The sequence below is a fragment of the Rhodococcus sp. ACPA1 genome (genome assembly GCF_002300195.1).
Taxonomy (GTDB): domain Bacteria; phylum Actinomycetota; class Actinomycetes; order Mycobacteriales; family Mycobacteriaceae; genus Rhodococcus_F; species Rhodococcus_F opacus.
The window spans coordinates 926126-947786 of the sequence record NZ_NSDX01000001.1 but is presented as its reverse complement, the minus strand read 5'-3'; the positions used below and the strand labels follow the sequence as shown (position 1 = coordinate 947786).

General features: G+C 66.1%; 33 protein-coding genes. 4 read left to right on the top strand and 29 right to left on the bottom strand.

Annotated features, from left to right (window positions below; all coding sequences use genetic code 11):
- Position 1 precedes the first annotated feature (1 nt).
- From rpmD to rpsJ, 20 genes are all read right to left on the bottom strand, one after another.
- Positions 2-181: a 50S ribosomal protein L30 gene (gene rpmD / locus CJ177_RS04035; protein ID WP_005239665.1), complete on the bottom strand. Its 180-nt coding sequence runs from the start codon at positions 179-181 to the stop codon at positions 2-4.
- Positions 181-837: a 30S ribosomal protein S5 gene (gene rpsE / locus CJ177_RS04030; RefSeq protein WP_005239662.1), complete on the bottom strand. Its 657-nt coding sequence runs from the start codon at positions 835-837 to the stop codon at positions 181-183. The genes rpmD and rpsE overlap by 1 nt, the downstream gene beginning before the upstream one ends.
- Before the next feature lie 37 nt (positions 838-874).
- Entirely contained in the window at positions 875-1282 is a 408-nt protein-coding gene (gene rplR / locus CJ177_RS04025) for a 50S ribosomal protein L18 (RefSeq protein WP_005239660.1), read from the bottom strand.
- A gap of 1 nt (position 1283) precedes the next feature.
- Positions 1284-1823, bottom strand: coding sequence for a 50S ribosomal protein L6 (gene rplF / locus CJ177_RS04020; RefSeq protein ID WP_005239658.1), 540 nt, complete (start codon positions 1821-1823; stop codon positions 1284-1286).
- Between the two features lie 14 nt (positions 1824-1837).
- The gene (gene rpsH / locus CJ177_RS04015; protein WP_005239657.1) at positions 1838-2236 is read right to left on the bottom strand and encodes a 30S ribosomal protein S8; all 399 of its coding nucleotides are present in this window, start codon (positions 2234-2236) and stop codon (positions 1838-1840) included.
- 153 nt (positions 2237-2389) lie between these two features.
- Complete coding sequence (locus CJ177_RS04010; protein WP_005239644.1) at positions 2390-2575, bottom strand: type Z 30S ribosomal protein S14; 186 nt, start codon at positions 2573-2575, stop codon at positions 2390-2392.
- Between the two features lie 4 nt (positions 2576-2579).
- Positions 2580-3146 carry a 50S ribosomal protein L5 gene (gene rplE / locus CJ177_RS04005; RefSeq protein ID WP_005239642.1) on the bottom strand — a complete coding sequence of 189 codons (567 nt, stop codon included), beginning with the start codon at positions 3144-3146 and terminating at the stop codon, positions 2580-2582.
- Position 3147: 1 nt separating this feature from the next.
- Positions 3148-3465: a 50S ribosomal protein L24 gene (gene rplX / locus CJ177_RS04000; RefSeq protein ID WP_005239640.1), complete on the bottom strand. Its 318-nt coding sequence runs from the start codon at positions 3463-3465 to the stop codon at positions 3148-3150.
- A complete protein-coding gene (gene rplN / locus CJ177_RS03995) occupies positions 3465-3833 on the bottom strand; it encodes a 50S ribosomal protein L14 (RefSeq protein ID WP_005239639.1) in 369 nt (122 codons plus the stop codon). Before rplN ends, rplX begins: the two co-directional genes overlap by 1 nt.
- A gap of 169 nt (positions 3834-4002) precedes the next feature.
- Entirely contained in the window at positions 4003-4284 is a 282-nt protein-coding gene (gene rpsQ / locus CJ177_RS03990; protein WP_005239638.1) for a 30S ribosomal protein S17, read from the bottom strand.
- Positions 4281-4517 carry a 50S ribosomal protein L29 gene (rpmC, locus tag CJ177_RS03985; RefSeq protein WP_005239637.1) on the bottom strand — a complete coding sequence of 79 codons (237 nt, stop codon included), beginning with the start codon at positions 4515-4517 and terminating at the stop codon, positions 4281-4283. The genes rpsQ and rpmC overlap by 4 nt, the downstream gene beginning before the upstream one ends.
- Positions 4517-4933, bottom strand: a complete 417-nt coding sequence (gene rplP, locus CJ177_RS03980; RefSeq protein ID WP_005239636.1) for a 50S ribosomal protein L16 — start codon at positions 4931-4933, stop codon at positions 4517-4519. The genes rpmC and rplP overlap by 1 nt, the downstream gene beginning before the upstream one ends.
- A gap of 3 nt (positions 4934-4936) precedes the next feature.
- Entirely contained in the window at positions 4937-5743 is an 807-nt protein-coding gene (gene rpsC / locus CJ177_RS03975) for a 30S ribosomal protein S3 (protein WP_005239635.1), read from the bottom strand.
- Positions 5743-6147 (bottom strand): 50S ribosomal protein L22, encoded by a 405-nt coding sequence (gene rplV / locus CJ177_RS03970; protein WP_005239634.1) that lies wholly within the window; start codon positions 6145-6147, stop codon positions 5743-5745. The genes rpsC and rplV overlap by 1 nt, the downstream gene beginning before the upstream one ends.
- Entirely contained in the window at positions 6144-6425 is a 282-nt protein-coding gene (gene rpsS, locus CJ177_RS03965) for a 30S ribosomal protein S19 (RefSeq protein WP_003940820.1), read from the bottom strand. The genes rplV and rpsS overlap by 4 nt, the downstream gene beginning before the upstream one ends.
- A 13-nt stretch (positions 6426-6438) precedes the next feature.
- On the bottom strand, positions 6439-7275 hold the full coding sequence (rplB, locus tag CJ177_RS03960) for a 50S ribosomal protein L2 (protein WP_005239633.1): 837 nt from the start codon (positions 7273-7275) through the stop codon (positions 6439-6441).
- A gap of 40 nt (positions 7276-7315) precedes the next feature.
- On the bottom strand, positions 7316-7621 hold the full coding sequence (rplW, locus tag CJ177_RS03955; RefSeq protein ID WP_005239632.1) for a 50S ribosomal protein L23: 306 nt from the start codon (positions 7619-7621) through the stop codon (positions 7316-7318).
- Positions 7618-8307, bottom strand: coding sequence for a 50S ribosomal protein L4 (gene rplD, locus CJ177_RS03950; RefSeq protein ID WP_005239630.1), 690 nt, complete (start codon positions 8305-8307; stop codon positions 7618-7620). The genes rplW and rplD overlap by 4 nt, the downstream gene beginning before the upstream one ends.
- Positions 8304-8960 (bottom strand): 50S ribosomal protein L3, encoded by a 657-nt coding sequence (rplC, locus tag CJ177_RS03945; protein WP_005239628.1) that lies wholly within the window; start codon positions 8958-8960, stop codon positions 8304-8306. Before rplC ends, rplD begins: the two co-directional genes overlap by 4 nt.
- A 20-nt stretch (positions 8961-8980) precedes the next feature.
- A complete protein-coding gene (rpsJ, locus tag CJ177_RS03940; RefSeq protein WP_003938093.1) occupies positions 8981-9286 on the bottom strand; it encodes a 30S ribosomal protein S10 in 306 nt (101 codons plus the stop codon).
- A 466-nt stretch (positions 9287-9752) separates the two neighbouring features.
- Here rpsJ and CJ177_RS03935 point away from each other — a divergent pair, with 466 nt between their 5' ends.
- From CJ177_RS03935 to CJ177_RS03920, 4 genes are all read left to right on the top strand, one after another.
- Entirely contained in the window at positions 9753-10229 is a 477-nt protein-coding gene (locus CJ177_RS03935) for a hotdog fold domain-containing protein (RefSeq protein ID WP_061700655.1), read from the top strand.
- Positions 10230-10516: 287 nt separating this feature from the next.
- Positions 10517-11485: an ATP-binding cassette domain-containing protein gene (locus CJ177_RS03930; RefSeq protein WP_005239622.1), complete on the top strand. Its 969-nt coding sequence runs from the start codon at positions 10517-10519 to the stop codon at positions 11483-11485.
- Complete coding sequence (locus tag CJ177_RS03925) at positions 11482-12297, top strand: ABC transporter permease (protein WP_005239620.1); 816 nt, start codon at positions 11482-11484, stop codon at positions 12295-12297. The genes CJ177_RS03930 and CJ177_RS03925 overlap by 4 nt, the downstream gene beginning before the upstream one ends.
- Complete coding sequence (locus CJ177_RS03920) at positions 12294-13142, top strand: ABC transporter permease (protein ID WP_025432234.1); 849 nt, start codon at positions 12294-12296, stop codon at positions 13140-13142. Before CJ177_RS03925 ends, CJ177_RS03920 begins: the two co-directional genes overlap by 4 nt.
- A 20-nt stretch (positions 13143-13162) precedes the next feature.
- Here the strand turns inward: CJ177_RS03920 and CJ177_RS03915 are convergent, their stop codons facing one another.
- The 9 genes from CJ177_RS03915 to CJ177_RS03875 are packed head-to-tail and all read right to left on the bottom strand — an operon-like array spanning position 13163 to position 21660.
- Entirely contained in the window at positions 13163-13540 is a 378-nt protein-coding gene (locus CJ177_RS03915; RefSeq protein ID WP_061041833.1) for a hypothetical protein, read from the bottom strand.
- A 30-nt stretch (positions 13541-13570) separates the two neighbouring features.
- The gene (locus tag CJ177_RS03910) at positions 13571-14758 is read right to left on the bottom strand and encodes an MlaD family protein (protein ID WP_061700650.1); all 1188 of its coding nucleotides are present in this window, start codon (positions 14756-14758) and stop codon (positions 13571-13573) included.
- Positions 14755-15804: an MCE family protein gene (locus CJ177_RS03905; protein ID WP_095867308.1), complete on the bottom strand. Its 1050-nt coding sequence runs from the start codon at positions 15802-15804 to the stop codon at positions 14755-14757. The genes CJ177_RS03910 and CJ177_RS03905 overlap by 4 nt, the downstream gene beginning before the upstream one ends.
- A complete protein-coding gene (locus CJ177_RS03900; protein ID WP_257014372.1) occupies positions 15801-16892 on the bottom strand; it encodes an MCE family protein in 1092 nt (363 codons plus the stop codon). The genes CJ177_RS03905 and CJ177_RS03900 overlap by 4 nt, the downstream gene beginning before the upstream one ends.
- Complete coding sequence (locus CJ177_RS03895) at positions 16889-17929, bottom strand: MCE family protein (protein WP_095867306.1); 1041 nt, start codon at positions 17927-17929, stop codon at positions 16889-16891. The genes CJ177_RS03900 and CJ177_RS03895 overlap by 4 nt, the downstream gene beginning before the upstream one ends.
- Positions 17926-18942 carry an MCE family protein gene (locus tag CJ177_RS03890; protein WP_095867305.1) on the bottom strand — a complete coding sequence of 339 codons (1017 nt, stop codon included), beginning with the start codon at positions 18940-18942 and terminating at the stop codon, positions 17926-17928. Before CJ177_RS03890 ends, CJ177_RS03895 begins: the two co-directional genes overlap by 4 nt.
- Entirely contained in the window at positions 18939-19991 is a 1053-nt protein-coding gene (locus CJ177_RS03885) for an MCE family protein (RefSeq protein WP_061041829.1), read from the bottom strand. Before CJ177_RS03885 ends, CJ177_RS03890 begins: the two co-directional genes overlap by 4 nt.
- Positions 19991-20851 (bottom strand): ABC transporter permease, encoded by an 861-nt coding sequence (locus tag CJ177_RS03880; RefSeq protein ID WP_025432232.1) that lies wholly within the window; start codon positions 20849-20851, stop codon positions 19991-19993. The genes CJ177_RS03885 and CJ177_RS03880 overlap by 1 nt, the downstream gene beginning before the upstream one ends.
- The gene (locus CJ177_RS03875; protein ID WP_005239607.1) at positions 20851-21660 is read right to left on the bottom strand and encodes an ABC transporter permease; all 810 of its coding nucleotides are present in this window, start codon (positions 21658-21660) and stop codon (positions 20851-20853) included. Before CJ177_RS03875 ends, CJ177_RS03880 begins: the two co-directional genes overlap by 1 nt.
- Position 21661 lies beyond the last annotated feature (1 nt).

The window sequence follows — 21661 nt, the reverse complement described above, 5'->3', positions numbered from 1 at the left end:
GTTAGACCTCCTCAACTGTGACGAGGTGGCGCACCACGTTGATCAGACCGCGGTTCTGCGCATTGTCCTCGCGAACAACAGTCTGACGGATGCCCTTCAGGCCCAGCGTGCGCAGAGAGTTCTTCTGGTTCTGCTTGGTACCGATGGTGCTCTTGATCTGAGTGACCTTGAGTTCGGCCATTACTTCACGCTCCCAGCCTGTGCGCGTGCACGCAGCATGCCGGCGGGAGCCACGTCTTCGAGGGGGAGACCGCGGCGAGCCGCAACTTCCTCGGGACGCTGCAGGCCCTTGAGCGCAGCAACGGTCGCATGCACGACATTGATGGCGTTGTCGCTACCGAGCGACTTCGACAGGATGTCGTGGATACCGGCGCACTCCAGCACGGCACGCACCGCGCCACCGGCGATGACACCGGTACCGGGGCTTGCCGGACGCAGCATGACGACGCCCGCTGCGGCCTCACCCTGAACCGGGTGCGTGATGGTGCTGCCGATCATCGGAACGCGGAAGAAGCTCTTGCGAGCCTCCTCGACGCCCTTCTGGATGGCCGCAGGAACTTCCTTGGCCTTGCCGTAGCCGACGCCGACCAGTCCGTTGCCGTCGCCCACGATCACCAGAGCGGTGAAGCTGAAGCGACGACCACCCTTGACGACCTTCGACACGCGGTTGATCGTGACGACGCGCTCGATGTGGTTCGACTTCTCGGCCGACTGTCCGCCGCGACGATCGTCGCGACCGCCACCACGACGGTCGCCGCCGCCGCGGTTGTCCCCCGTGTTGGGGCCATTCTGTCCGGCGGGTCCGCTTCCGCCGTCACGCCTCTGACGTCCCGGCATCAGGCTGTCCTTCCGTTCATGTACTCGGTCTTGGTCATCAGAACTTCAACCCGCCTTCGCGAGCTGCGTCCGCAAGGGCCGCGATGCGACCGTGGTAGCCGTGTCCACCGTGGTCGAACACGACGGCCTCGACACCGGCTGCCTTCGCACGCTCGGCGATCAGCTGACCGACCTTCGCACTGAGGGCCTTCTTGTCGCCGTCCGCTGCACGCACGTCGGCCTCGGTGGTCGACGCCGCGGCCAGGGTGTGGCCTGCGAGGTCGTCCACGAGCTGGACGTGGATGTGGCGCGAGGACCGGTTGACGACCAGGCGGGGACGCTCGGGCGTGCCGGAAACCTTCTTGCGGAGACGGAAGTGACGACGCACCTTCGACAGGCGACGCTTCGTGGACGCATCCTTGCCGAGCGGAATCCGCTTGGCTTTCTGGTTTGCAGTCTGGCTCATATCACTTACCCGTCTTTCCGACCTTGCGGCGGATCTGCTCACCCTCGTAACGCACGCCCTTGCCCTTGTACGGGTCCGGACGACGGAGACGACGGATGTTGGCCGAGATCTGCCCGACCTTCTGCTTGTCGATGCCCGACACCGAGAACTTGGTGGGCGACTCGACCGCGAAGGTGATGCCTTCCGGAGCCTCGATCGGGACCGGGTGGCTGTAGCCGAGTGCGAACTCGAGGTCCTTGCCCTTGAGAGCGACGCGGTAACCGACGCCGTGAATCTCCATCTTGGTGGTGTAACCGTCGGTGACACCGGTGATGAGGTTCTGCACCAGGGTGCGAGACAGACCGTGCAGCGCGCGGCTGCGACGCTCGTCGTCCGGACGCGTCACGCTGAGCGTGCCGTCGTCGTTCTTCGCAATGGCAATCGGCTCGGAGATCGTCAGGGCCAACGTGCCCTTGGGACCCTTGACCGTGACGTCCTGGCCGTCGATCGAGACATCGACGCCGCCGGGGACGGTGACGGGAATCTTTCCAATACGCGACATTGTGGTGGCCTCCCTTACCAGACGTAGGCGAGGACTTCCCCGCCCACTCCTTGATTGGCCGCCTGGCGATCGGTGAGCAGGCCGGTGGACGTGGAAATGATCGCCACGCCGAGGCCGCCCAGAACCTTGGGCAGGTTGGTGGACTTCGCGTACACACGCAGACCGGGCTTGGAGACGCGACGCACGCCGGCAAGGCTGCGCTCACGGCTCGGGCCGTACTTCAGGTCGACGATGAGGGTCTTGCCCACCTCGGCGTCTTCGGTGCGGTAGTCGGCGATGTAACCCTCGCGCTTGAGGATCTCGGCGATGTTCGCCTTGATCTTCGAGTGGGGCAACTTCACCTCATCGTGGTACGCCGTGTTGGCGTTGCGCAGACGCGTCAAGAAGTCTGCGATGGGGTCGGTCATGGTCATGAGGTTGACCTCTACCTTTCTCACAACGGTTCCCTCTGCCGTTTCCGGCGCAGGCCTATCGCGAAGTAGGTCTTACGTTTCCCGGTCCGAGGTTACGAACCGGAAGTCTGTGGGGGTGACGCCGCCGCCGGAGAGGGCGACGGCGTCACCGGCTCACCAGGAGCTCTTGTGAACGCCGGGCAGTTCGCCGGCGTGCGCCATCTCACGGACGCAGATTCGGCACAGGCCGAACTTGCGGAACACCGAGTGCGGACGGCCGCAGCGCTGGCAGCGGGTGTAGGCGCGCACCGCGAACTTGGGCTTCTTGTTGGCCTTGTTGACCAATGCCTTCTTAGCCATTAGCTCAGTTCTCCTTGAACGGGAAGCCGAGGTGCTTCAGCAGGGCACGGCCTTCTTCGTTGTTGGTCGCGGTGGTCACCACGGTGATGTCCATGCCGCGCGGGCGGTCGATCTTGTCCACGTCGATCTCGTGGAACATCGACTGCTCGTTCAGGCCGAACGTGTAGTTGCCGTTGCCGTCGAACTGGTTGCCCGACAGGCCGCGGAAGTCCCTGATGCGGGGAAGCGCGACGGACACGAGACGGTCCAGGAACTCCCACATGCGGTCGCCACGCAGCGTGACGCGGGCACCGATCGGCATTCCCTCGCGAAGCTTGAACTGCGCGATGGACTTGCGTGCCTTGCGGATCTCGGGCTTCTGACCGGTGATCAGAGCGAGATCGTTGACGGCACCGTTGATCAGCTTGGCGTCGCGCGCGGCGTCACCGACACCCATGTTGACGACGACCTTGACGACGCCGGGGATCTGCATCACGTTGGCGTAGTCGAACTCGGTGTTCAGCGCAGCCTTGATCTCCTCGCGGTAGCGAGTCTTCAGGCGCGGCTGGATCTTGTTCTCAGTGGAGGTCATGTCAGATGTCCTTCCCGTTCTTCCGGGAAATCCGAACGCGCTTGCCGGACTCTTCGTCGGTCCGGTAGCCCACGCGAGTGGGGTTGCCGTCCGAGTCGACGACCGCGACGTTGGAAACGTGGATCGGGGCTTCCTGCGTGACGATGCCGCCGGAGGAAGCTCCGCGCTCGTTCGCGGAAACCGCGGTGTGCTTCTTGATGCGGTTCACGCCTTCGACGAGGACCTTGTTGGTCGCGGGGTAGGCCTGGATGACCTTGCCCTTCGCGCCCTTGTCCTTGCCGGCGATGACCAGCACGGTGTCACCCTTGTGCACCTTCATCACAGCACCTCCGGGGCGAGCGAGACGATCTTCATGAACTTCTTCTCACGCAGCTCGCGGCCGACGGGGCCGAAGATGCGGGTGCCACGGGGATCGTTGTCCGGCTTGATGAGGACGGCGGCGTTCTCGTCGAACTTGATGTACGACCCGTCCGGACGGCGACGTTCCTTGGTGGTACGGACGATGACGGCCTTGACGACCTCGCCCTTCTTGATGTTTCCACCCGGGATGGCGTCCTTGACGGTGGCGACGATGATGTCACCGATCCCGGCGTAGCGGCGAGACGAACCACCGAGAACGCGGATGCAGAGAATCTCCTTGGCACCCGTGTTGTCGGCGACGCGCAGCCGCGACTCCTGCTGAATCACTTACTTCTCCTTGACCTGGACTGTTGCACGGCAGATTTCCGACCCGACGTGCGCGGTCTGTACCCGTGCCCTGCGAGAGGGGCCGCCCGGGTGGGCGGCACAACGGTGGGGTTGCCGTGCGTCTGCCGCAAGGCAACCCCACCATCGTACTGGATACATTATTCGGTTCTTACTTGGCCTTCTCGAGGACCTCGACGAGACGCCAGTGCTTGGTCGCGGACAGCGGACGGGTCTCCATCAGCTGCACGCGGTCACCGATGCCTGCGACGCCGTTCTCGTCGTGCGCCTTCACCTTGCTGGTGCGCCGGATGATCTTGCCGTAGAGCGGGTGCTTGACCCGGTCTTCGAGCTCGACCACGATCGTCTTCTCCATCTTGTCGGAGACGACGTATCCGGTGCGGACCTTGCGGCTGCCGCGCTCTTCAGTGCTCACTGCTTTTTCCTCACTCATGCCGCGTCACCTGCGTCCGGACCAACGGCCAGCCCGAGCTCACGCTCACGCAGAACGGTGTAGATACGCGCGATCTCGTGACGAACGGTACGAAGTCGACGGTTGTTGTCCATCTGGCCCGTGGCCATCTGGAAACGAAGGTTGAACAGCTCTTCCTTCGACTCACGAAGCCGGGTGACCAGCTCTTCTTCAGTGAGCTCGCGGAGCTCTGCGGCTGGGGTTCCAGTAGCCATCAGAACTGCTCCTCCCTTGTCACGATCCGGCACTTGCACGGGAGCTTGTGCATCGCGCGGCGCAGGGCCTCACGAGCGATCTCCTCATTGGGGTAGCTCATCTCGAACATCACGCGACCGGGCTTGACGTTCGCGATCCACCACTCGGGCGAACCCTTACCGGAACCCATGCGGGTTTCGGCCGGCTTCTTGGTGAGGGGGCGATCCGGGAAGATGTTGATCCAGATCTTGCCGCCACGCTTGATGTGCCGGGTCATGGCGATACGAGCGGACTCGATCTGCCGGTTGGTGATGTAGGCCGGCTCGAGAGCCTGGATGCCGTAGTCACCGAAGGTCACCTGGGTTCCACCCTTGGCGGCACCCGAACGGCTCGGATGGTGCTGCTTGCGGTGCTTGACCCGCCGTGGGATCAACATGCGTCAGCCCTCCTTCTGTTCAGTCGTAGCGGGTGCATCGGCAGTGGCGGTCGCTGCGCGGCCGGCTTCGGTGCTGGTCGCGGTGGTGCCGGTGGCACCGGAACGACGGGGACGGCTCGGACGCTCACGGCGCGGGCGGTCGCCTGCGGGAGCAGCCACGTTGGCGGCGAGCTCACGCTTGCCACCGACGATGTCGCCCTTGTAGATCCAGACCTTCACGCCGATGCGGCCGAAGGTGGTCTTGGCCTCGTAGAGGCCGTAGTCGATGTCCGCACGAAGCGTGTGCAGCGGCACACGGCCTTCGCGGTAGAACTCCGACCGGGACATCTCGGCGCCGCCGAGACGACCGGAGCACTGAACCCGGATTCCCTTGACGTTGGGCTGACGCATGGCCGACTGGATGGCCTTGCGCATGGCGCGACGGAAGGCGACACGGTTCGAGAGCTGCTCGGCCACACCCTGTGCGACGAGCTGAGCCTCGGCCTCGGCGTTCTTGACCTCGAGGATGTTCAGCTGGACCTGCTTGCCGGTCAGCTTCTCGAGCTCGGAACGGATGCGATCGGCTTCGGCGCCGCGGCGGCCGATGACGATGCCCGGGCGCGCGGTGTGGATGTCCACACGCACACGGTCACGGGTGCGCTCGATCTCGACCTTCGCGATGCCCGCGCGCTCCATGCCGGTGGCGAGGAGCTTACGGATCGCGACGTCTTCCTTGACGTATTCCGCGTACTGCTTGTCTGCGTACCAGCGAGACTTCCAGTCGGTGGTGATGCCGAGGCGGAAGCCGTGCGGGTTGATTTTCTGGCCCACTACTGAGCACTTCCCTTCCGGCGATTACGGGTCGATGTTCCGGTCTTCGGCAGGCTCTCCACGATCACGGTGATGTGACTGGTGCGCTTGCGGATACGGAACGCACGTCCCTGTGCACGCGGCTGGAACCGCTTGAGGGTCGCGCCCTCGTCCACGAACGCCGTGGCGACGACAAGCGTGCTCGGGTCGAGGTCGAGGTTGTTCTCGGCGTTGGCTGCTGCGGAGGCGATCACCTTGGCGACCGGCTCGCTCGCTGCCTGCGGCGCGAACTTCAGGATGTTCAGGGCGTCTTCAACCGAACGCCCGCGGACCAGGTCCACAACACGACGCGCCTTCATCGGCGTGACGCGCACGTGGCGCGCTACTGCCTTGGCGGTCGGGTTGGCGGTTTCGGTGTTGCTCATCGCCTCTTCGCCTTCCGATCATCCTTGATGTGACCCTTGAACGTGCGGGTCGGTGCAAACTCTCCGAGCTTGTGTCCGACCATCGAGTCGGAAACGAACACGGGGACGTGCTTGCGGCCGTCGTGAACCGCAAACGTGTGGCCGATGAAGTCCGGGATGATCGTGGAACGACGGGACCAGGTCTTGATGACCTGCTTGGTTCCCTTTTCGTTCTGCACGTCCACCTTCGCGAGGAGGTGGTCATCGACGAACGGGCCCTTCTTGAGGCTGCGTGGCATCCTTCACTCCCTCCTAGCGCTTGTTCTTGCCGGTACGGCGACGACGGACAATGAGCTTGTCGCTCGCCTTGTTCTTGCGGGTGCGGCCCTCGGGCTTGCCCCACGGGCTGACCGGGTGGCGACCACCGGAGGTCTTACCCTCACCACCACCGTGCGGGTGGTCGACCGGGTTCATCACGACACCACGGACGGTCGGGCGCTTGCCCTTCCAGCGCATACGGCCGGCCTTGCCCCAGTTGATGTTCGACTGTTCGGCGTTGCCGACCTCACCGATCGAGGCGCGGCAGCGAACGTCGACACGACGGATTTCGCCGGACGGCATACGCAGCGTGGCGTAGGTGCCTTCCTTACCGAGCAGCTGGATGCTGGATCCGGCCGAGCGGGCCATCTTGGCGCCCCCACCCGGGCGGAGTTCCACCGCGTGGATGGTGGTACCCGTCGGGATGTTGCGCAGGGGCAGGTTGTTGCCGGGCTTGATGTCGGCGCCTGCGCCGGACTCGACCGGAGCACCCTGGACCAGGCCCTTGGGGGCGATGATGTAGCGCTTCTCGCCGTCCGCGTAGTGCAGCAGGGCGATACGCGCGGTGCGGTTGGGGTCGTACTCGATGTGAGCGACCTTGGCCGGCACGCCGTCCTTGTCGTTGCGACGGAAATCGATCAGCCGGTAGGCGCGCTTGTGTCCGCCACCCTTGTGCCGGGTGGTGATACGACCGTGTGCGTTACGTCCACCGCGTCCGTGGAGCGGGCGAACCAGCGACTTCTCGGGGGTCGACCGAGTGATCTCGGCGAAGTCCGAGACGCTCGAGCCACGACGGCCCGGGGTAGTCGGCTTGTACTTACGGATTGCCATGAGTCTTCTCGTCCTCTATGTCTCGTCAAGTCCCGGGCGCTTACGCGACCGGTCCTCCGAAGATCTCGATGGGCTTGCTGTCGGCCGAGAGGGTCACGAGCGCGCGCTTGGTGTCCTTGCGCTTGCCGTAACCGAACCGGGTCCGCTTGCGCTTGCCCTGACGGTTGGCGGTGTTGACGCTGGTCACGGTGACGCCGAAGATCTTCTCGACGGCAATCTTGATCTGCGTCTTGTTCGAGTCCGGGTGCACCAGGAAGGTGTAGGTGCCTTCCTCGATCAGTCCGTAGGACTTCTCGGAGATGACCGGGGCGAGCAGGATGTCGCGGGGATCGGCGATGGTGCTCACTTGCCCTCCTCCTTGTTCTCTTCCTGGGCGGTCTCGGCGGGCCCGTGGATGAACGCGTTGAGCGCCTCGACGCTGAACACGACGTCATCGCTGTTGAGCACGTCGTAGGTGTTGAGCTGGTCGGGTGCAATGGGGTGCACGCCGTCCAGGTTCTGCACGCTCTTCCAGGCCGCGATGTCCTCGCGTCCGACGACGAGCAGGACCTTCTTGCGGTCCGAGATCTCGCCGAGGAAGGTGCGGGCAGACTTCGTGGACGGAGTCTGACCGGCAACCAGTTCGGTGATCACGTGGATGCGCTCGTTGCGGGCCCGGTCGGAGAGGGCTCCGCGCAGGGCGGCGGCCTTCATCTTCTTGGGGGTCCGCTGGCTGTAGTCGCGCGGCTGCGGGCCGTGGACGGTGCCACCACCGGCGAACTGCGGTGCACGGGTCGAGCCCTGACGAGCGCGGCCGGTGCCCTTCTGGCGGTACGGCTTCTTGCCACCGCCGCGAACCTCGCCGCGGGTCTTGGTGGCGTGGGTGCCCTGACGTGCAGCAGCGAGCTGCGCGACGACAACCTGGTGGAGAAGCGCGATGTTGGCAGGCGCGTCGAAGATCTCCGCGGGGAGGTCGACGGTGCCGTTGGTCTTGCCGCCGGCGACCTTGACGTCCAGCGTCAGCTTGGTCGTCGATGTCTCGGTGCTGGTCATGCTCGTGCACCACCCTTCACTGCACTCTTGACGATCACGAGGCCACCCTTGCGGCCGGGGATCGCACCCTTGATCAGCAGCAGGCCGTTCTCGGCGTCCACCTTGTGAACGGAGAGGTTCTGCGTCGTGATGCGGTCGCTACCCATGCGGCCGGACATGCGCATGCCCTTGAACACGCGGCCCGGAGTGGCGCAACCACCGATGGAACCGGGGCGACGGTGAACGGCCTGCGCACCGTGCGATGCACCCTGACCGGCGAAGCCGTGGCGCTTCATGGTTCCGGCGAAGCCCTTACCCTTGCTGGTTCCGGTGACGTCGACGTAGGCGCCGTCCTCGAAGACCTCGGCGGTAAGTTCCTGGCCGACCTCGTACTCCGAGGTGTCGGCAACGCGGAGCTCCACAACGTGGCGGCGCGGGGTGACGCCGGCCTTGGTGAACTGGCCGGAAGTCGGCTTGTTCACCTTGCGCGGGTCGATGGCGCCGAACGCGAGCTGCACGGCGCTGTAGCCGTCACGCTCTTCGGTACGAATCTGGGTCACGACGTTCGGTCCGGCCTTCACGACGGTGACCGGAACGACCCGGTTGTTCTCGTCGAAGACCTGGGTCATGCCGAGCTTGGTGCCCAGGATTCCCTTGATCTTGGTATCAGTCATTGTTTTTGTCTCCGCCGCGCTCACTGAATGTTGACGTCGACGCTGGCCGGAAGGTCGATGCGCATGAGCGCGTCAACCGTCTTGGGCGTCGGGTCGAGGATGTCGATAAGCCGCTTGTGAGTACGCATCTCGAAGTGCTCGCGCGAGTCCTTGTACTTGTGCGGCGAGCGGATGACGCAGTACACGTTCTTTTCGGTCGGCAACGGCACGGGTCCAACGACGCGGGCCCCGGTACGGGTCACCGTCTCGACGATCTTGCGCGCTGACGCGTCGATCGCCTCATGGTCGTAGGCCTTGAGCCTGATGCGGATCTTCTGTCCCGCCACGCTTAGTGTCCTTTTCTTGCCGCGTTTCGTAGTCCCACCCGAGTCGGGCCGAACTACCTCGTCTGCACAGTCCCTTACCTGGGCCGCAACTGTCCGAACGCTAGGCGACCGGGACACACCCGATCCGCTGCCGCTGTTCATCTGTCATGGTTCTCCGGTACACGCGGTCGGGCGTGTCGCCCTCCCACTCATTCTCCGACCCGGAACTTTTCAGCTTTTCGGGCCAGGAACGCGCACCGGATGCACTCGAATTCGAGTGCCAGTAGGTACTGCTTCCGTCTTGCATGTGGCCGCGAGCAGGTCATTTGATCTACACCGCGACGTTTCACCCCACCTGTTTCGGGCCGCAAACGATCGCGTCCCAGACAAGGCAACCCGACCAGTATGCCGTACCGGGCGGGAGACTACAAACCGGGGTCGATCCCACCCGCGAGTACCTGAACTTACTCTGAAGTAAGATATGGGGATGACGACCTCGAGTCCCACGTACACCGCGTGGCAGAAGCTCCCCGACAACGCGCTCGGACACGCCCTCTTCTCCGTCGGCATGTGTCTCCGTGTCCCCTACTTCGGCTCGGTGCTCCCCCGCGTCGTCGAGATGCAGCCCGGCCGCTGCGAGGTCCGCGCCCCGAAGTGGTGGGGCGTCCGCAACCACCTGGGCACGTTCCACGCGATCGCGGCGTGCAACCTCGCCGAGGCCGCGATGGGCATGCTGTCCGAGGCGACCGTGCCCTCGACCCACCGGTGGATCCCGAAGTCGATGACGGTCGACTACCTCGCCAAGGCGAACGGAACGCTGCGCGCCGTAGCGGAACTGCCGGAGCTGCCGGACTTCACCGCGATCACCGCGGGCACCGACGTCGTCGTGCCGGTACGCATCTTCGACGGGCAGGGGGTAGAGGTGGTTCACGCCGACATCACGACGTGGGTCACGCCGCGGTAGAACGCGAAAGGCGCATGTCGAAGCTCACATTCGTTCCGGCGTCATCGGCGGTGACCCGAATTGCCGTGTGGCACTTCCCCGGAGCCGGAACGTCGCGGCACAGCACGACCTTCCGGCCGGACGGACCGGTTTCCACCGTGGTCGCCGGGGCCGAAGTGGTACAGACGTCCGGCATTTATCGCGTACCTGTCTTTACGCGTTACAGAAGATTTCCGCTCCCGTTCCCCGGGCGCGAAGGTGTTCCCCGGTCTGCCTTGATCACCCTCTTCGCGTGACATACTCGGGACATGCCAGCAGCTGACACCGCCGTTCTTGTCGAGGGAATCGAGAAATCCTTCGGTGACGTAGCAGCGTTGCGGGGTGTGAGCTTCGAGGTGCCCCGCGGCACGGTCCTGGGCATCCTGGGCCCCAACGGCGCAGGGAAGACCACCACCGTCAACGTGCTGTCCACTCTGCTGCGACCCGATGCGGGCCGCGCATTCGTCGCGGGACACGACGTCGTCGAGGAGTCGGCGAACGTCCGTCGCAGCATCATGATGACGGGCCAGTACGCCGCCCTCGACGAGTCGCTGACCGGTCGCGAGAATCTGGTGCTCTTCGGCCGCCTGATGGGCCTGCCCAAGGCGTCCGCGAAGTCGCGCGCGCAGGACCTACTGACCCAGTTCGATCTGCTCGAGGCGGGCGACCGGAAGGTGTCCGGGTACTCCGGCGGCATGCGCCGGCGCGTCGACATCGCCTGTGGCCTGGTGATCCGCCCCGAGGTGGTGTTCCTCGACGAGCCCACCACCGGTCTCGACCCCCGCAGCCGCCAGGGCGTGTGGTCCCTCGTGTCCGCGCTGAAGGAGCAGGGCATCACGATCCTGCTGACCACGCAGTACCTCGAAGAGGCCGACCTGCTGAGCGACAACATCGTCGTCATCGACAAGGGCACCGTGATCGCCGAGGGTACGGCCGACGAACTGAAGGCCCGGACCGGCGGAAGCTACTGCGAGGTCGTCCCGGTGAGTCTCGACGACCTGCCGCGCGTCCGGGAGATCCTCGCGAGCCTGTGCCCACCCGGCCGGGTCATCGAAGAAGGCACCGACCGGTTGTCGATTCCCGCCGAACACGGCGCCCAGACCCTCGCCGAGGTGCTGCGCCGCCTCGACCTCGCCGGGGTCACGCTCGCCGACATCGCCCTGCGGCGCCCGTCCCTCGACGACGTCTTCCTCTCCCTCACCGGTCACGTCCGCGTCGACGAGAGCCTGCCGTCGTGACGGCGCCCGCCCAGCTCGGATTCGAGAGTGCCCTCGAAGGCAGGCACCGGCGGCCGCAACCGTCGATCGTCCAGCAGTGGATTGCCCTGTCCCAGCGGAACCTGCACACGATGTGGGTGTTCGGTCAATTCTTCATCGCGGTGTTCGCCCCGCTGATCTTCACTGTCGGTTTCTATCTGCCACTGCGTCTGGTGATGAAGTTCCAGGGCATCGACTACGCGCAATTCGTCATGCCGATCATCGTCCTGCAGGCCATGGCCTTCACCGCGATCTCGGCGGCGCACCGCGCGGCCACCGAAGCGTCGAACGGCATGAATTCGCGGTTCCAGACGATGCCGGTCGGGGCGGCGGTCCCACTGGCCGCGCGCATGACGGCCTCCCTCGTACATTCGACGATCTCACTCGTCGCCGCGATCGGCTACGGATACGCGATCGGCTTCCGGTTCGACGGCGGCTTCGGGCTGACCGCGGCGTTCTGCGGGCTGGCGATGCTGATCGGGTTCACGCTCACGACGGGCGCCGACGCCCTCGGCACCCTGACCCGGAGCCCCGAGGTCACCAGTCAGGCGCTGACGCTCCCCCAGCTGATCCTCGGCATGTTCTCGTCCGGATTCGTTCCGGTGTCGCAGTTCCCGGAGTGGGCGCAGGGTTTCGTGCGAAATCAGCCCATCTCGCAGTTTTCCTCGTCCATGCGTGCCATGACGGAAGGCACGATCACGTTCCACCAGCTGACACCCACCCTGTTGTGGTGCGGAGGGCTGGCGCTGGTCTTCATTCCGTTGTCGATCTGGTCGAATGTGAGGCGCGGATGACCACCGAGTACCGATCCGACACACCGGCGACGGTGACATTCCCCGAGGTGCTCGAGCCCCACCCGGAGAATTCCCTTGCCGCACTCTTCTCCCACAGCCTGCTGCAGACCAGACGACTGCTGCTCCGCTGGGCGCGCGACCCGTACACCATGCTTCAGGCGATCGTGTACCCGTCGTTGATGTTGCTGATGTTCTGGGCGGTGCTCGGAATCTCGATCACCAAGGCAACCGGGGTCAACAGCGTCTTCGGGACCGTTCCGATGATCACGCTCGTCGGCGCGATGTTCGGTTCCATCGCCGGCGGTCTGTCGCTGAAGAAGGAATGGGCGGACGGGCTCCTGAGCCGGTTCTGGGTGCTGCCCGTCCACCGCGCGTCGGGCCTGCTCAGCCGACTCATGGCCGAATCCGTGCGGATCATGCTCACCACAGTGCTGATCATCGCCGTCGGTTTCGCCATCGGGTTCCGGTTCGATCAGGGCATTCTCGCCGGTATCGCCTTGATGCTCCTGCCGCTGCTGTTCGGGGTGAGTTTCGCGACGATGGTGACCGCCCTCGCCGTCAACGCGGCGAAGGCGCCGCTCGTCGAAATCCTCTCCCTGCTATGCACCCTCCTGCTGTTCTTCAACTCGGGTTTCGTACCCACCGGCGCCTACCCCACCTGGCTTCAGCCGTTCGTGGAGAACCAGCCGATGTCGTGCGCGATCGACGCGATGAAGGGACTGTCGATGGGCGGACCCGTCGCGGAACCTCTGCTCAAGACCATCGCGTGGTCGGTCGCCGGGCTGCTGATCTTCACCTACCCCGCGGTGCGCGGCTATCGCAGGGCCGCGGGAAACCCGGCGTAGCCCACTCGCCTCCCCGGACGTCAGAAGAATCTGATGCCGGCCAACCGGTGACGCGCCGCCGTCGCGGGGGTCAGCAGCCAGTCGACCGTCTCGACGATCCGGCCGACGCGCTGCAGTAGCTCGTCGAGGTCCTGTTCGGTGGTCGCCAGCGACCCGACGACGCCGTCCACCGACCGGACCGTGCCTGCGAAGGTGTCGAGCCCGTCGGCGAACTTGTCCAGCAACGCGTCGAACCTGCCCAGCACACGGGTGAATTCGTCGAGGGACGTCCCGATCTCGTGTGCCACGCCATCGACGCGGCCGATCGTGACGTCGGCATTGAGTGCGGCCTGGGTGAGCCTCCTGATACGGCCGGCCGTGTCGACGCCGCCCGCCGCCGCACCCGTCGGTTTACTCATCGATGTTCTCTCCTCGGCTCGTGCACGGACCTAGCGCGGGGTGTGCCCCGTGAGTGGCGGCTCGATCACCAGCGGATCGTCCGCAGCCGGTGGTCCGTAGACGCCGCCGTTCCTCGTCGCGTTCTCCTGACCCAGGTCGTCCGGTCGTGGAACGTTCACGGCACCCCGCTGCTCCAGGTACTGCTGCGACTGGCACGTCCAGTCCAGGGCGGGCTGACTCGGTTCCGCGTCGGTCACCAGACGGCGAGGGGCGTCGTACACGCACATCGGTCCCTGCGTTCCGACCAGGAGTAGGTCGGCGAGTCCCCCCTTCTCGATCGACGCGATCTTCGGCAGCGCGCCGGGCATGATCGTCAGGCCGTAGTCGAGGGAGGGTGTGCGGTCACCGACGATCCGGGTGGGGAGAACCAGATTCGCCATCAGCGCGCCCAGTGAGTCCCGATTCCCCGACAGCAACGCGTCCAGGCTCGCCATCGTCTGCGGCGAGCGTCCGAGCAGGTCGACGAGGGCGGAGTCGTGGGCCCGCAATTGCTCGAGGACGTTCCGCGCAGTGCTCGCCGATTCCGGCAGAGCCGCGGTGAGGCCGTCCGCCGTGTCCAGGAGCGGCATGCCGTTGTTCACGATGGTCGACAGTGCGTCGGTGCGTGTTTCGAGTGTCCGGGCGATCTCGGCGGAACCGTCGAGCAGGTTCTGCAGGTCCGGTCCCGTGCCCCCGAAGGCGGTGCCGAACGTGTCGGCCAGCGAGGACAGAGCGGTGACGTCCATCGAGTTCACGAGGTCCGTGGTCTCGACGAGGGTCGCATCGAGCGAGCGCGGGATTCCCTCCTGCGGAACCTCGACGACGTCTCCGTCCGCGAGGTACGGCGGTTCCGCGCCGTCGGGCATGATGTCGAGCGCCTGGATGCCGATCGCGTTCTCGGTGGTGATCTTCGCGGTCGAACCAGCCGGCACCTGCGTGCCTGGATGCAGTTCGATGCCGAGGACGACGCCCGTCCCTTCGGGGTTCACGTCGACGGAGCTGATCGTGCCCACTCCGACGCCGCGATAGTTGACGGACGCTCCCTGGGCGAGGCCCGCGGCGTGGTCGAGCCGGGCACTCAGGTGAATGGGAGTTCCGAACGTGTCCGGGCCGGCGACGTACCGCAGCCCGAACAGAATCGCGGCGATCGAGATCACGAGGAACAGGACCAGCTGCGCCACCACGTGACGTGTCATCATCGGACGCCTCCGCCGAGTACCTCGGGCAGCGTGCGGGCTTCCGGCACCTCGAGCGGAGCTGATCCGGTGAGCAGCTTGGCGATGACCGCGGTGACGTCGAACGTTCCGTCGAACGTCGTGTAATCGCCGGGTGTGGCCGCGGCGAATCCACCCAGGAACGTGGCCACCGAATTCAATGTCGGCGCGAGTTGTGACTCGAACCCGTCGAGCGCCGTGAGCACCGCCCCCGCGTCGCTGATCTCGGCCGACAGTTCGGATCCGGCGCTTCCGAGGACGTGCTGTGCCTCGCGGCTGAGACGGGACGCCTCCCCCATCAGCGCGACGATCTGATCTCGTTGCGACACCAGGAGATCCACCGCGGGCGCCAGGCCGGTCATCGCCCGGTCGAGGATCGGTTGCCCGGCAGCGAGTTCCGCCGCAAAGGCATTGGACGCCACCATCGCCCGGTCGAGTTCGTCCCGATGGTCGTCGACGACCCCCAACGTGTCGTTCAGCATGTCCACCAGTTCCCGGACCTTGTCCGAGCGGCCCGTGAAGGCGACGGTCAATTCGTTCATGATGGCGTGCATCTGGTCGATGCCGCTGCCGTTCAGCACGGTGGCCAGCGCGGCCAGGCCGCTCTCGATGTCGGGACCGCGCGACGTCCGATCCAGTGGGATGGTGTCGCCCTCGCTCATCGGCGCGCCCGCCGCGTCCCCGACGTCGAGCCGGACGAAGGGATTGCCGAGGGCCGTGGGCAATTCGATCCGGGCCGTCGCATCCCGCGGTATCGGGACGTCGTCGCGGATCCGCATCTCGATGTGAGCGGCGAAGTCCCGGGTCGACACGTCCGAGACGCGGCCCACCACTTCCTGGCCCACCCGGACCTCGGCGCCCGGGACGACGCGATCGACTCCGTCGAACTGCGCGGAGATCTGATACGACGGACCGTCCGGCGAACGGCCCACCGACAGATCCTGCAGGCTCAGCGAACACCCTGCGGCGGGCAGCGTCACACCGACGATCAGCGCCGCCGTCAGCGATTTCGTTGTCGTCCGGATCGTCATCGTCCTCCGACCATGAGTTCGCGCAGCCCGAACGGGTCGGACATGCTGGGCGGAAACTGAATCGGGTTGGTGATTCCCGCTCCGCGGCAGAGGATCGGATCGACTACCGCGCAGAGCGGGGACGTCGGCTCGGCCTGCGCCAGGTTCGTGGAGATGTTCAGTCGGATGCGGGCACGCTGGTCCGGAGTGACCGCACGCTGGATGTTGTCGATCAGCAAGGGCACCAGGTCCATGATCTCGGCGAGGTCGGTGTCGTGCCGCTGCAGCACCTCGCTCACGCCCGCGAGGTTGTCGATGCCGGCGGCGACGTCGCCGCCCCTGGCGGACACGAGTTGGTCGATCTGGTTCAGGAGCGCGGACAACTGGTTCACCGTGTCGCCGATCGCGAACTGCTGGCCGGTGAACTCGTCCCCGATCGCGGTGAGCGAACCGGCCAGTGAATCGACCTGCGCCTGACGCGAAGAGATCGTGTTCACGAGTACCTCGAGGTTGTCGACGAGCGCGCCGACGTCCGCGCTGTTGCCTGCGACCACCGAACTCGCCTGCGACAGTGTGCGGATGGCGTCGTTCATCGCGGGACCGAGGCCGTCCGTGGACGCGGCGGCAGCGGAGATCGCGGCGCCGGCGTCGCCTCCGTCCGGGCCGAGCGCCTTGACGACGGTGTCGACGCTGTCCATCAGCTGGTCCCAGGTGATGGGCGAATGACTGCGTTCGGGTGGAATGGTCTGCCCACTCTCGAACACCGGGCCGCCGGTGTACGCGGGACCGAGTTCGACGAAGCGCTCACCGATCGCGGACGTCACCAGCACGTACGCGTTCGCATCCGCGGGCAGCACGACGTCCGACGCGACGGACATCGTGACCATCACGGTCGCGCCTCTCGGCTCGACCGCCTCGACGGTGCCGACCGGAACCCCGAGCACCGAGACCTTGGTGCCGGGGAACACGCCGTTGACGTAGGCGAATTCGGAATGCACGACGGTGGACGACGTACGGAAGATCAGCAGCCAGCCGGCCCCGACGATCGCTACCACGAGGGCGAGCACGCCGCCGATCCCGGCGGCCCTGCGCGCGGTGCCCGCGTTCACGAGCACCCCGTGATCAGCCCGACGACGCAGAGCAGGTTGTCGGCGATCACGGCCGACGGCGCCGAGACGTCGGCCCAGTCGCCGGTCCCGGTCGCGTTCACGAGCGCCCTCGCGGCCGGTGCACCCGTGGTCAGGAGCGCGTCGAGGTTCGCGAGGTTCGCCTGCAGCCGGTCCGTCACCTGTCTCGCGTTCGCGAGCAGGGAATCCAGCTCGGCGGTGTTCTCGCCCAGGAATTGGGATGCCTGCGCGACGAGCGCCTGGAGATCGTCGACCATCTGGCGGATGGCCGCACGCCGGGTGGCGAGTGTGTTCATCACGACGTCCGCGTTACCGAGCAGGGTGGTGAGCTGATCCTGCTGACCGACCAGCACGTCCGTGAGGGTCCGCGAGCTGTCGAGCAGTTGCGTGACCTGATCGGCGTTCTTCGCCAGGATCGCGGACGCCGCACTCACACCCGCCAATGCCTCCCGGTTGAGATTCGCGTCCTGCGGCAATGTCTCCGTCACGACGGCGAGCATCTTCTGCAGTCCCCCGAGGTCGAGTTCGTCCGCCGTCTCGATCGCGGACGACCCGATGTCGTCGAGCGAGTACGGAACGCTGGTGCGGCGGAGTGGAATCACCCCGTCGTCCCCCAGGTCTCCCGGCCCCGACGGCGCCACGTCCAGATATCGCTTGCCGAGGATGGTCGACAGCTTCACTCCCGCGGACGTCGTCGATCCGAGGTGACGTTCACCGTCGAGCCGGAAGTGCACGACCACGTGATCGCCCGCCAGGTCCACTGCGGCCACCCGGCCGGCGGGGACACCCGCCACGTACACGTAGTCCGAATCGGTCAGGCCCGCAGCGTTCGCGAGTTCGGCCGTGTAACCGTCGGTCCGCACGGCGAAGCTCACCCGCGGGATCACCAGAACCAGCGCCAGCGCCAGCGTTGCCGCGAGGATTCCGGCGATACCGACGATCAGCGGGTTTACGGGCCGCACTCGCTGATTTCCGGCCAGCGAGTCCCAGACGTCGCGCACCTTCTCGGTGACACTCATTGGCAGTACCTCGAATGCAGGTCGGGACCGAGGACACCTTCGCGACCGTCGACGTTGACGATGAAGGTGCACAGGTAGATGTTGAGCCACGAGCCGTACGAGCCCGAGCGGTCGACGGACGAGAAGAACTCCGGCATTGCCACCATCAGGTGATCGAATTCCGGGTTGGCGCCCAGCATCGACCCCGTCAGCGAATCGAGCTGTTCCACGGTGCGGCTGAGCTCCGGGACGCGGCCGTCCACGATCTGCAGCGCCGAGCGGCTCACCGCCGCACTCTGATCGAGGGTGTCCATGAGCACCTCGTTGTTCTCGGCGAGCATTCCGGTGAACTGGGTGAGGCTGTCGACGAGGTGGGACAGCTCGGGACCCCGCGCCGCCGCCGTTCCCACCACCACCTCGAGGTTTCGGATGAGATCACCGATCAGCTGATCGTGATTCGCCAGGTTGCCGGTGACGTCCGTCACCCTGCGCAGCAGAGTTTCCATGCTCGTCTTCCTGCCGTCGAACACGGCGACGACTTCGGTGGCGAGTGCGTTGACCTGTTTCGGGTCGATGGCGTCGAACAGCGGCTTGAATCCGTTGAAGAGACTGGTGAGATCGAGTGCGGGCGACGTTCGGTCGAGCGGGATCGTGTCGCCCTCCCCGAGAGTGCCCTCGCCCGACGGCCCGGCCGCGAGATCGAGATACCGGACCCCCAGCAGGTCGCCGTACCGGATGGCGACGGTGGTGTCGGCGGGAAGTTCCTGATCGCGCTGCACCTCGAAGTCCACCAGGGCGGTGGCACTTCCGGCGTCGCCGTCGACGATGTCGATCGAATCGACGCGTCCCACCCGCACCCCGGCGATGGTGACGTCGCTGCCGGGAGTGACCCCCTGGGCGTCGGTGAACAACGCCTTGTACGTCACGGTCTGCCCCTCGACCGGCACCCGCAGAGTGTTCACCACGAGCACTGCCGAGAGGATGCCGAGGACGGCGAAGATCGCCAGTTTGATTGCCGAGTTCCGGACGCTCATCCTCCGCCACCTCCCCCGCAGTTCGGTCCGTCCACGCCGGGATACCGCGGGCAGTCGGCCGACGTGTAGGGCCGCGGGTTGGACAGGTCCGCGGCAACGCGGACCGCGAACTTGCCGGTGGAGAAGACGGCGGCGCCGGCCTCGCCGAACGGGCCTGCCTCGTCGAGGGTGGCCCGCAGCAGATCGGACTTGCTGGCCATGGTGCCCAGGGTCGGCGAGACGTTCAGGGCCACCGCGATCATGTTGTCCGCGTTCTGTTCCAGGACGTCGCCGGAGTTCCTCGACACGACGAGTGATGCGGCGAGGAAACCGGTGAAGCTGTCGGTGTTCTCGACGAGAGTGCTCGACAGGGACACCGCCGCGTCCATGGTGGCGAGGACGTCCGGTGCGGCCGCGGCCAGCTGCTCACTGATCCGGGCGATCTGCGGCGCCCGCTCCGAGACCGACTCGACGAGAGGCGCGGTCGACGTCGCCACCGTGTGGAGGCTGTCGATGGTGTGCCCCAACTGCTCACCGCGGCCGCGCAACGCGTCTGCGACCGCGCTGAGTGCGGCCTGCATCTGCTCGGGCTTCACCCGCGACAGCATGTCGTAGACCTTCGAGTACAGGTCGTACATCTGCACGGTCTCGGCCGAGGTGTCGGGTTGCAGCCGCGCGCCGGCCTCGAGTCGGGCGCCGCCGGTTCCGGCGGTCGACACCAGCTCGACGGTCTGGTCGCCGAACAGCGTGCGGGGCACGACCCGCACCTGGACGGACGCCGGGATGTGACGCATCTGTTCCGGGCGGAGACTGATGTCCATACCCGTCTCGTTCATTCCGGGGTCGACACTCGACACCGTCCCCACGGTCGCCCCCTTGTAGGACACCGTGGTGTGCGACTTCACTGCACCGGCGTCGGCCGGAAGCGTCGCTGTCACCACCGGATCGGTGACGATCGCACCGGTGCCGAAACCGACCAGCAATGCCGATCCCAGGATCAGGACGGCCACTCCGATCACCCCCCGCACGGCGAGTGCGCCGTTGCCCGGTCCCCCCGGGCGGCCGCGCATCACGGCAACCCCAGGGCGGGGGCGGACGGGACGAGGCCCCACAGCGAGAGCGTCAGCAGCAGGTCGACGATGCCGATGGCGAGGATGCTGGTACGCAAGGCGCGTCCGGCCGCACGGCCGACGCCCTCCGGGCCGCCGTACGCGTGGTACCCGTACGAGCAGTGGACGAGCGCGATGATCGTCGCGAACACGACAGCCTTGACGAACGAGTACACGACGTCGGTGGGTGTGAGCATGAGATGGAAGTAGTAGTCGTAGGTTCCGGCCGACTGCCCGCCGAACGTGACGATCACCAGCCGCGAAGCCAGGTACGACGACAGCAGGCCGACGACGTACAACGGGACCACACAGATCAGGCACGAGACGAGTCGTGTGCTCGCGAGGAACGGCAGCGACCGGATCGCCATCGCGTCCAGCGCGCTGATCTCCTCCGAGATGCGCATGGCTCCGAGCTGGGCGGTGAACCCGGTTCCGACCTTCGCCGCGAGCGCGATGCTGGCGATCACGGGCGCCAGTTCGCGGGTGTTGAGGATCGCTGACAGAAGTCCGGACAGGGATCCCATGCCGAGCAGGTCCAGTCCGCGCAGCCCCTCGATGCCCACCTGCGTCGCGGCGACGGCGGACATCGCGAAGACGACGCCGATCGCTCCGCCGCCGGCGAGCAGTGTGGCACCGCCGAAACTGATGTCGCCGATCTGACGCATGATGTGCCGCCAGTACTTCACGATCGCGAGGGGAACTCCGGCGATCACGCTGCCGTAGAACGTGAATTCCCGGCCCAGCCCCGTCATCAGGTCGAGGGGCTGGCGGGACCGGGCCCGCACCCAGTGCACGGCGGGCCATCTGGTGCTCACGACCATCAGTAACCACCTACCGGGACGACGAGAACGGAATAGAGCTGACTGAGCACAGTGTTGACGATGAAGACCAGGATGAAGGCCAGGACCACGGCCTCGTTGACGGCGTCGGCGACACCGCTGGGCCCGCCCTTGGCGTGCAGTCCCTTGAAACTGGCGACGAGCGCCGACGTCACCGCGAAGGCCATCGATTTGACGAGGGCGACCACGAAATCCGACAACCGCGTGTACTGGGACAATGCGGTGAGAAAGCTTCCCGCCGAACTGTTCTGGACGACCACCTGGAAGAGGAAGCAGGCCGACACTCCGACGGCGGTGACCATCGCGCACAGTGCGACGCCGACGATCACCGCCGCGAGCACTCGCGGGACCACGAGCCGCTCGATCACGTTGAGCCCGAGGACCTCCATGGCCTCGACCTCTTCGCGGATCGTGCGCGAGCCGAGGTCGGCACAGATCGCGGACCCCCCGACCCCGGCCAGCATCAGCGCGCAGACCAGGGCGGACGCCTGCCCGACGATCACGAACCCCACGACCGCCCCGGTGTACCCCTCGGCACCGAGCTGACCGGCGAGGCTACCGATCGTGACCGCGATGAGGACTCCGATGGGGATCATCAACAGCAGGGCGGGCGCCGACGTGACCGACGCGATCCGCCAGGCCTGGTCCAGCAGTTCCCGCCAGGCCAGCTTGCGCCGCACCAGAACTCGCACCGCGGCCACCGTAGTCGCGATCGAGAATCCGATGAGTGCGCCGACTTCGTTGGCGAAATGACTCACGGGCCCTTTGGCGGGTGGCAACTCGAATGTCACG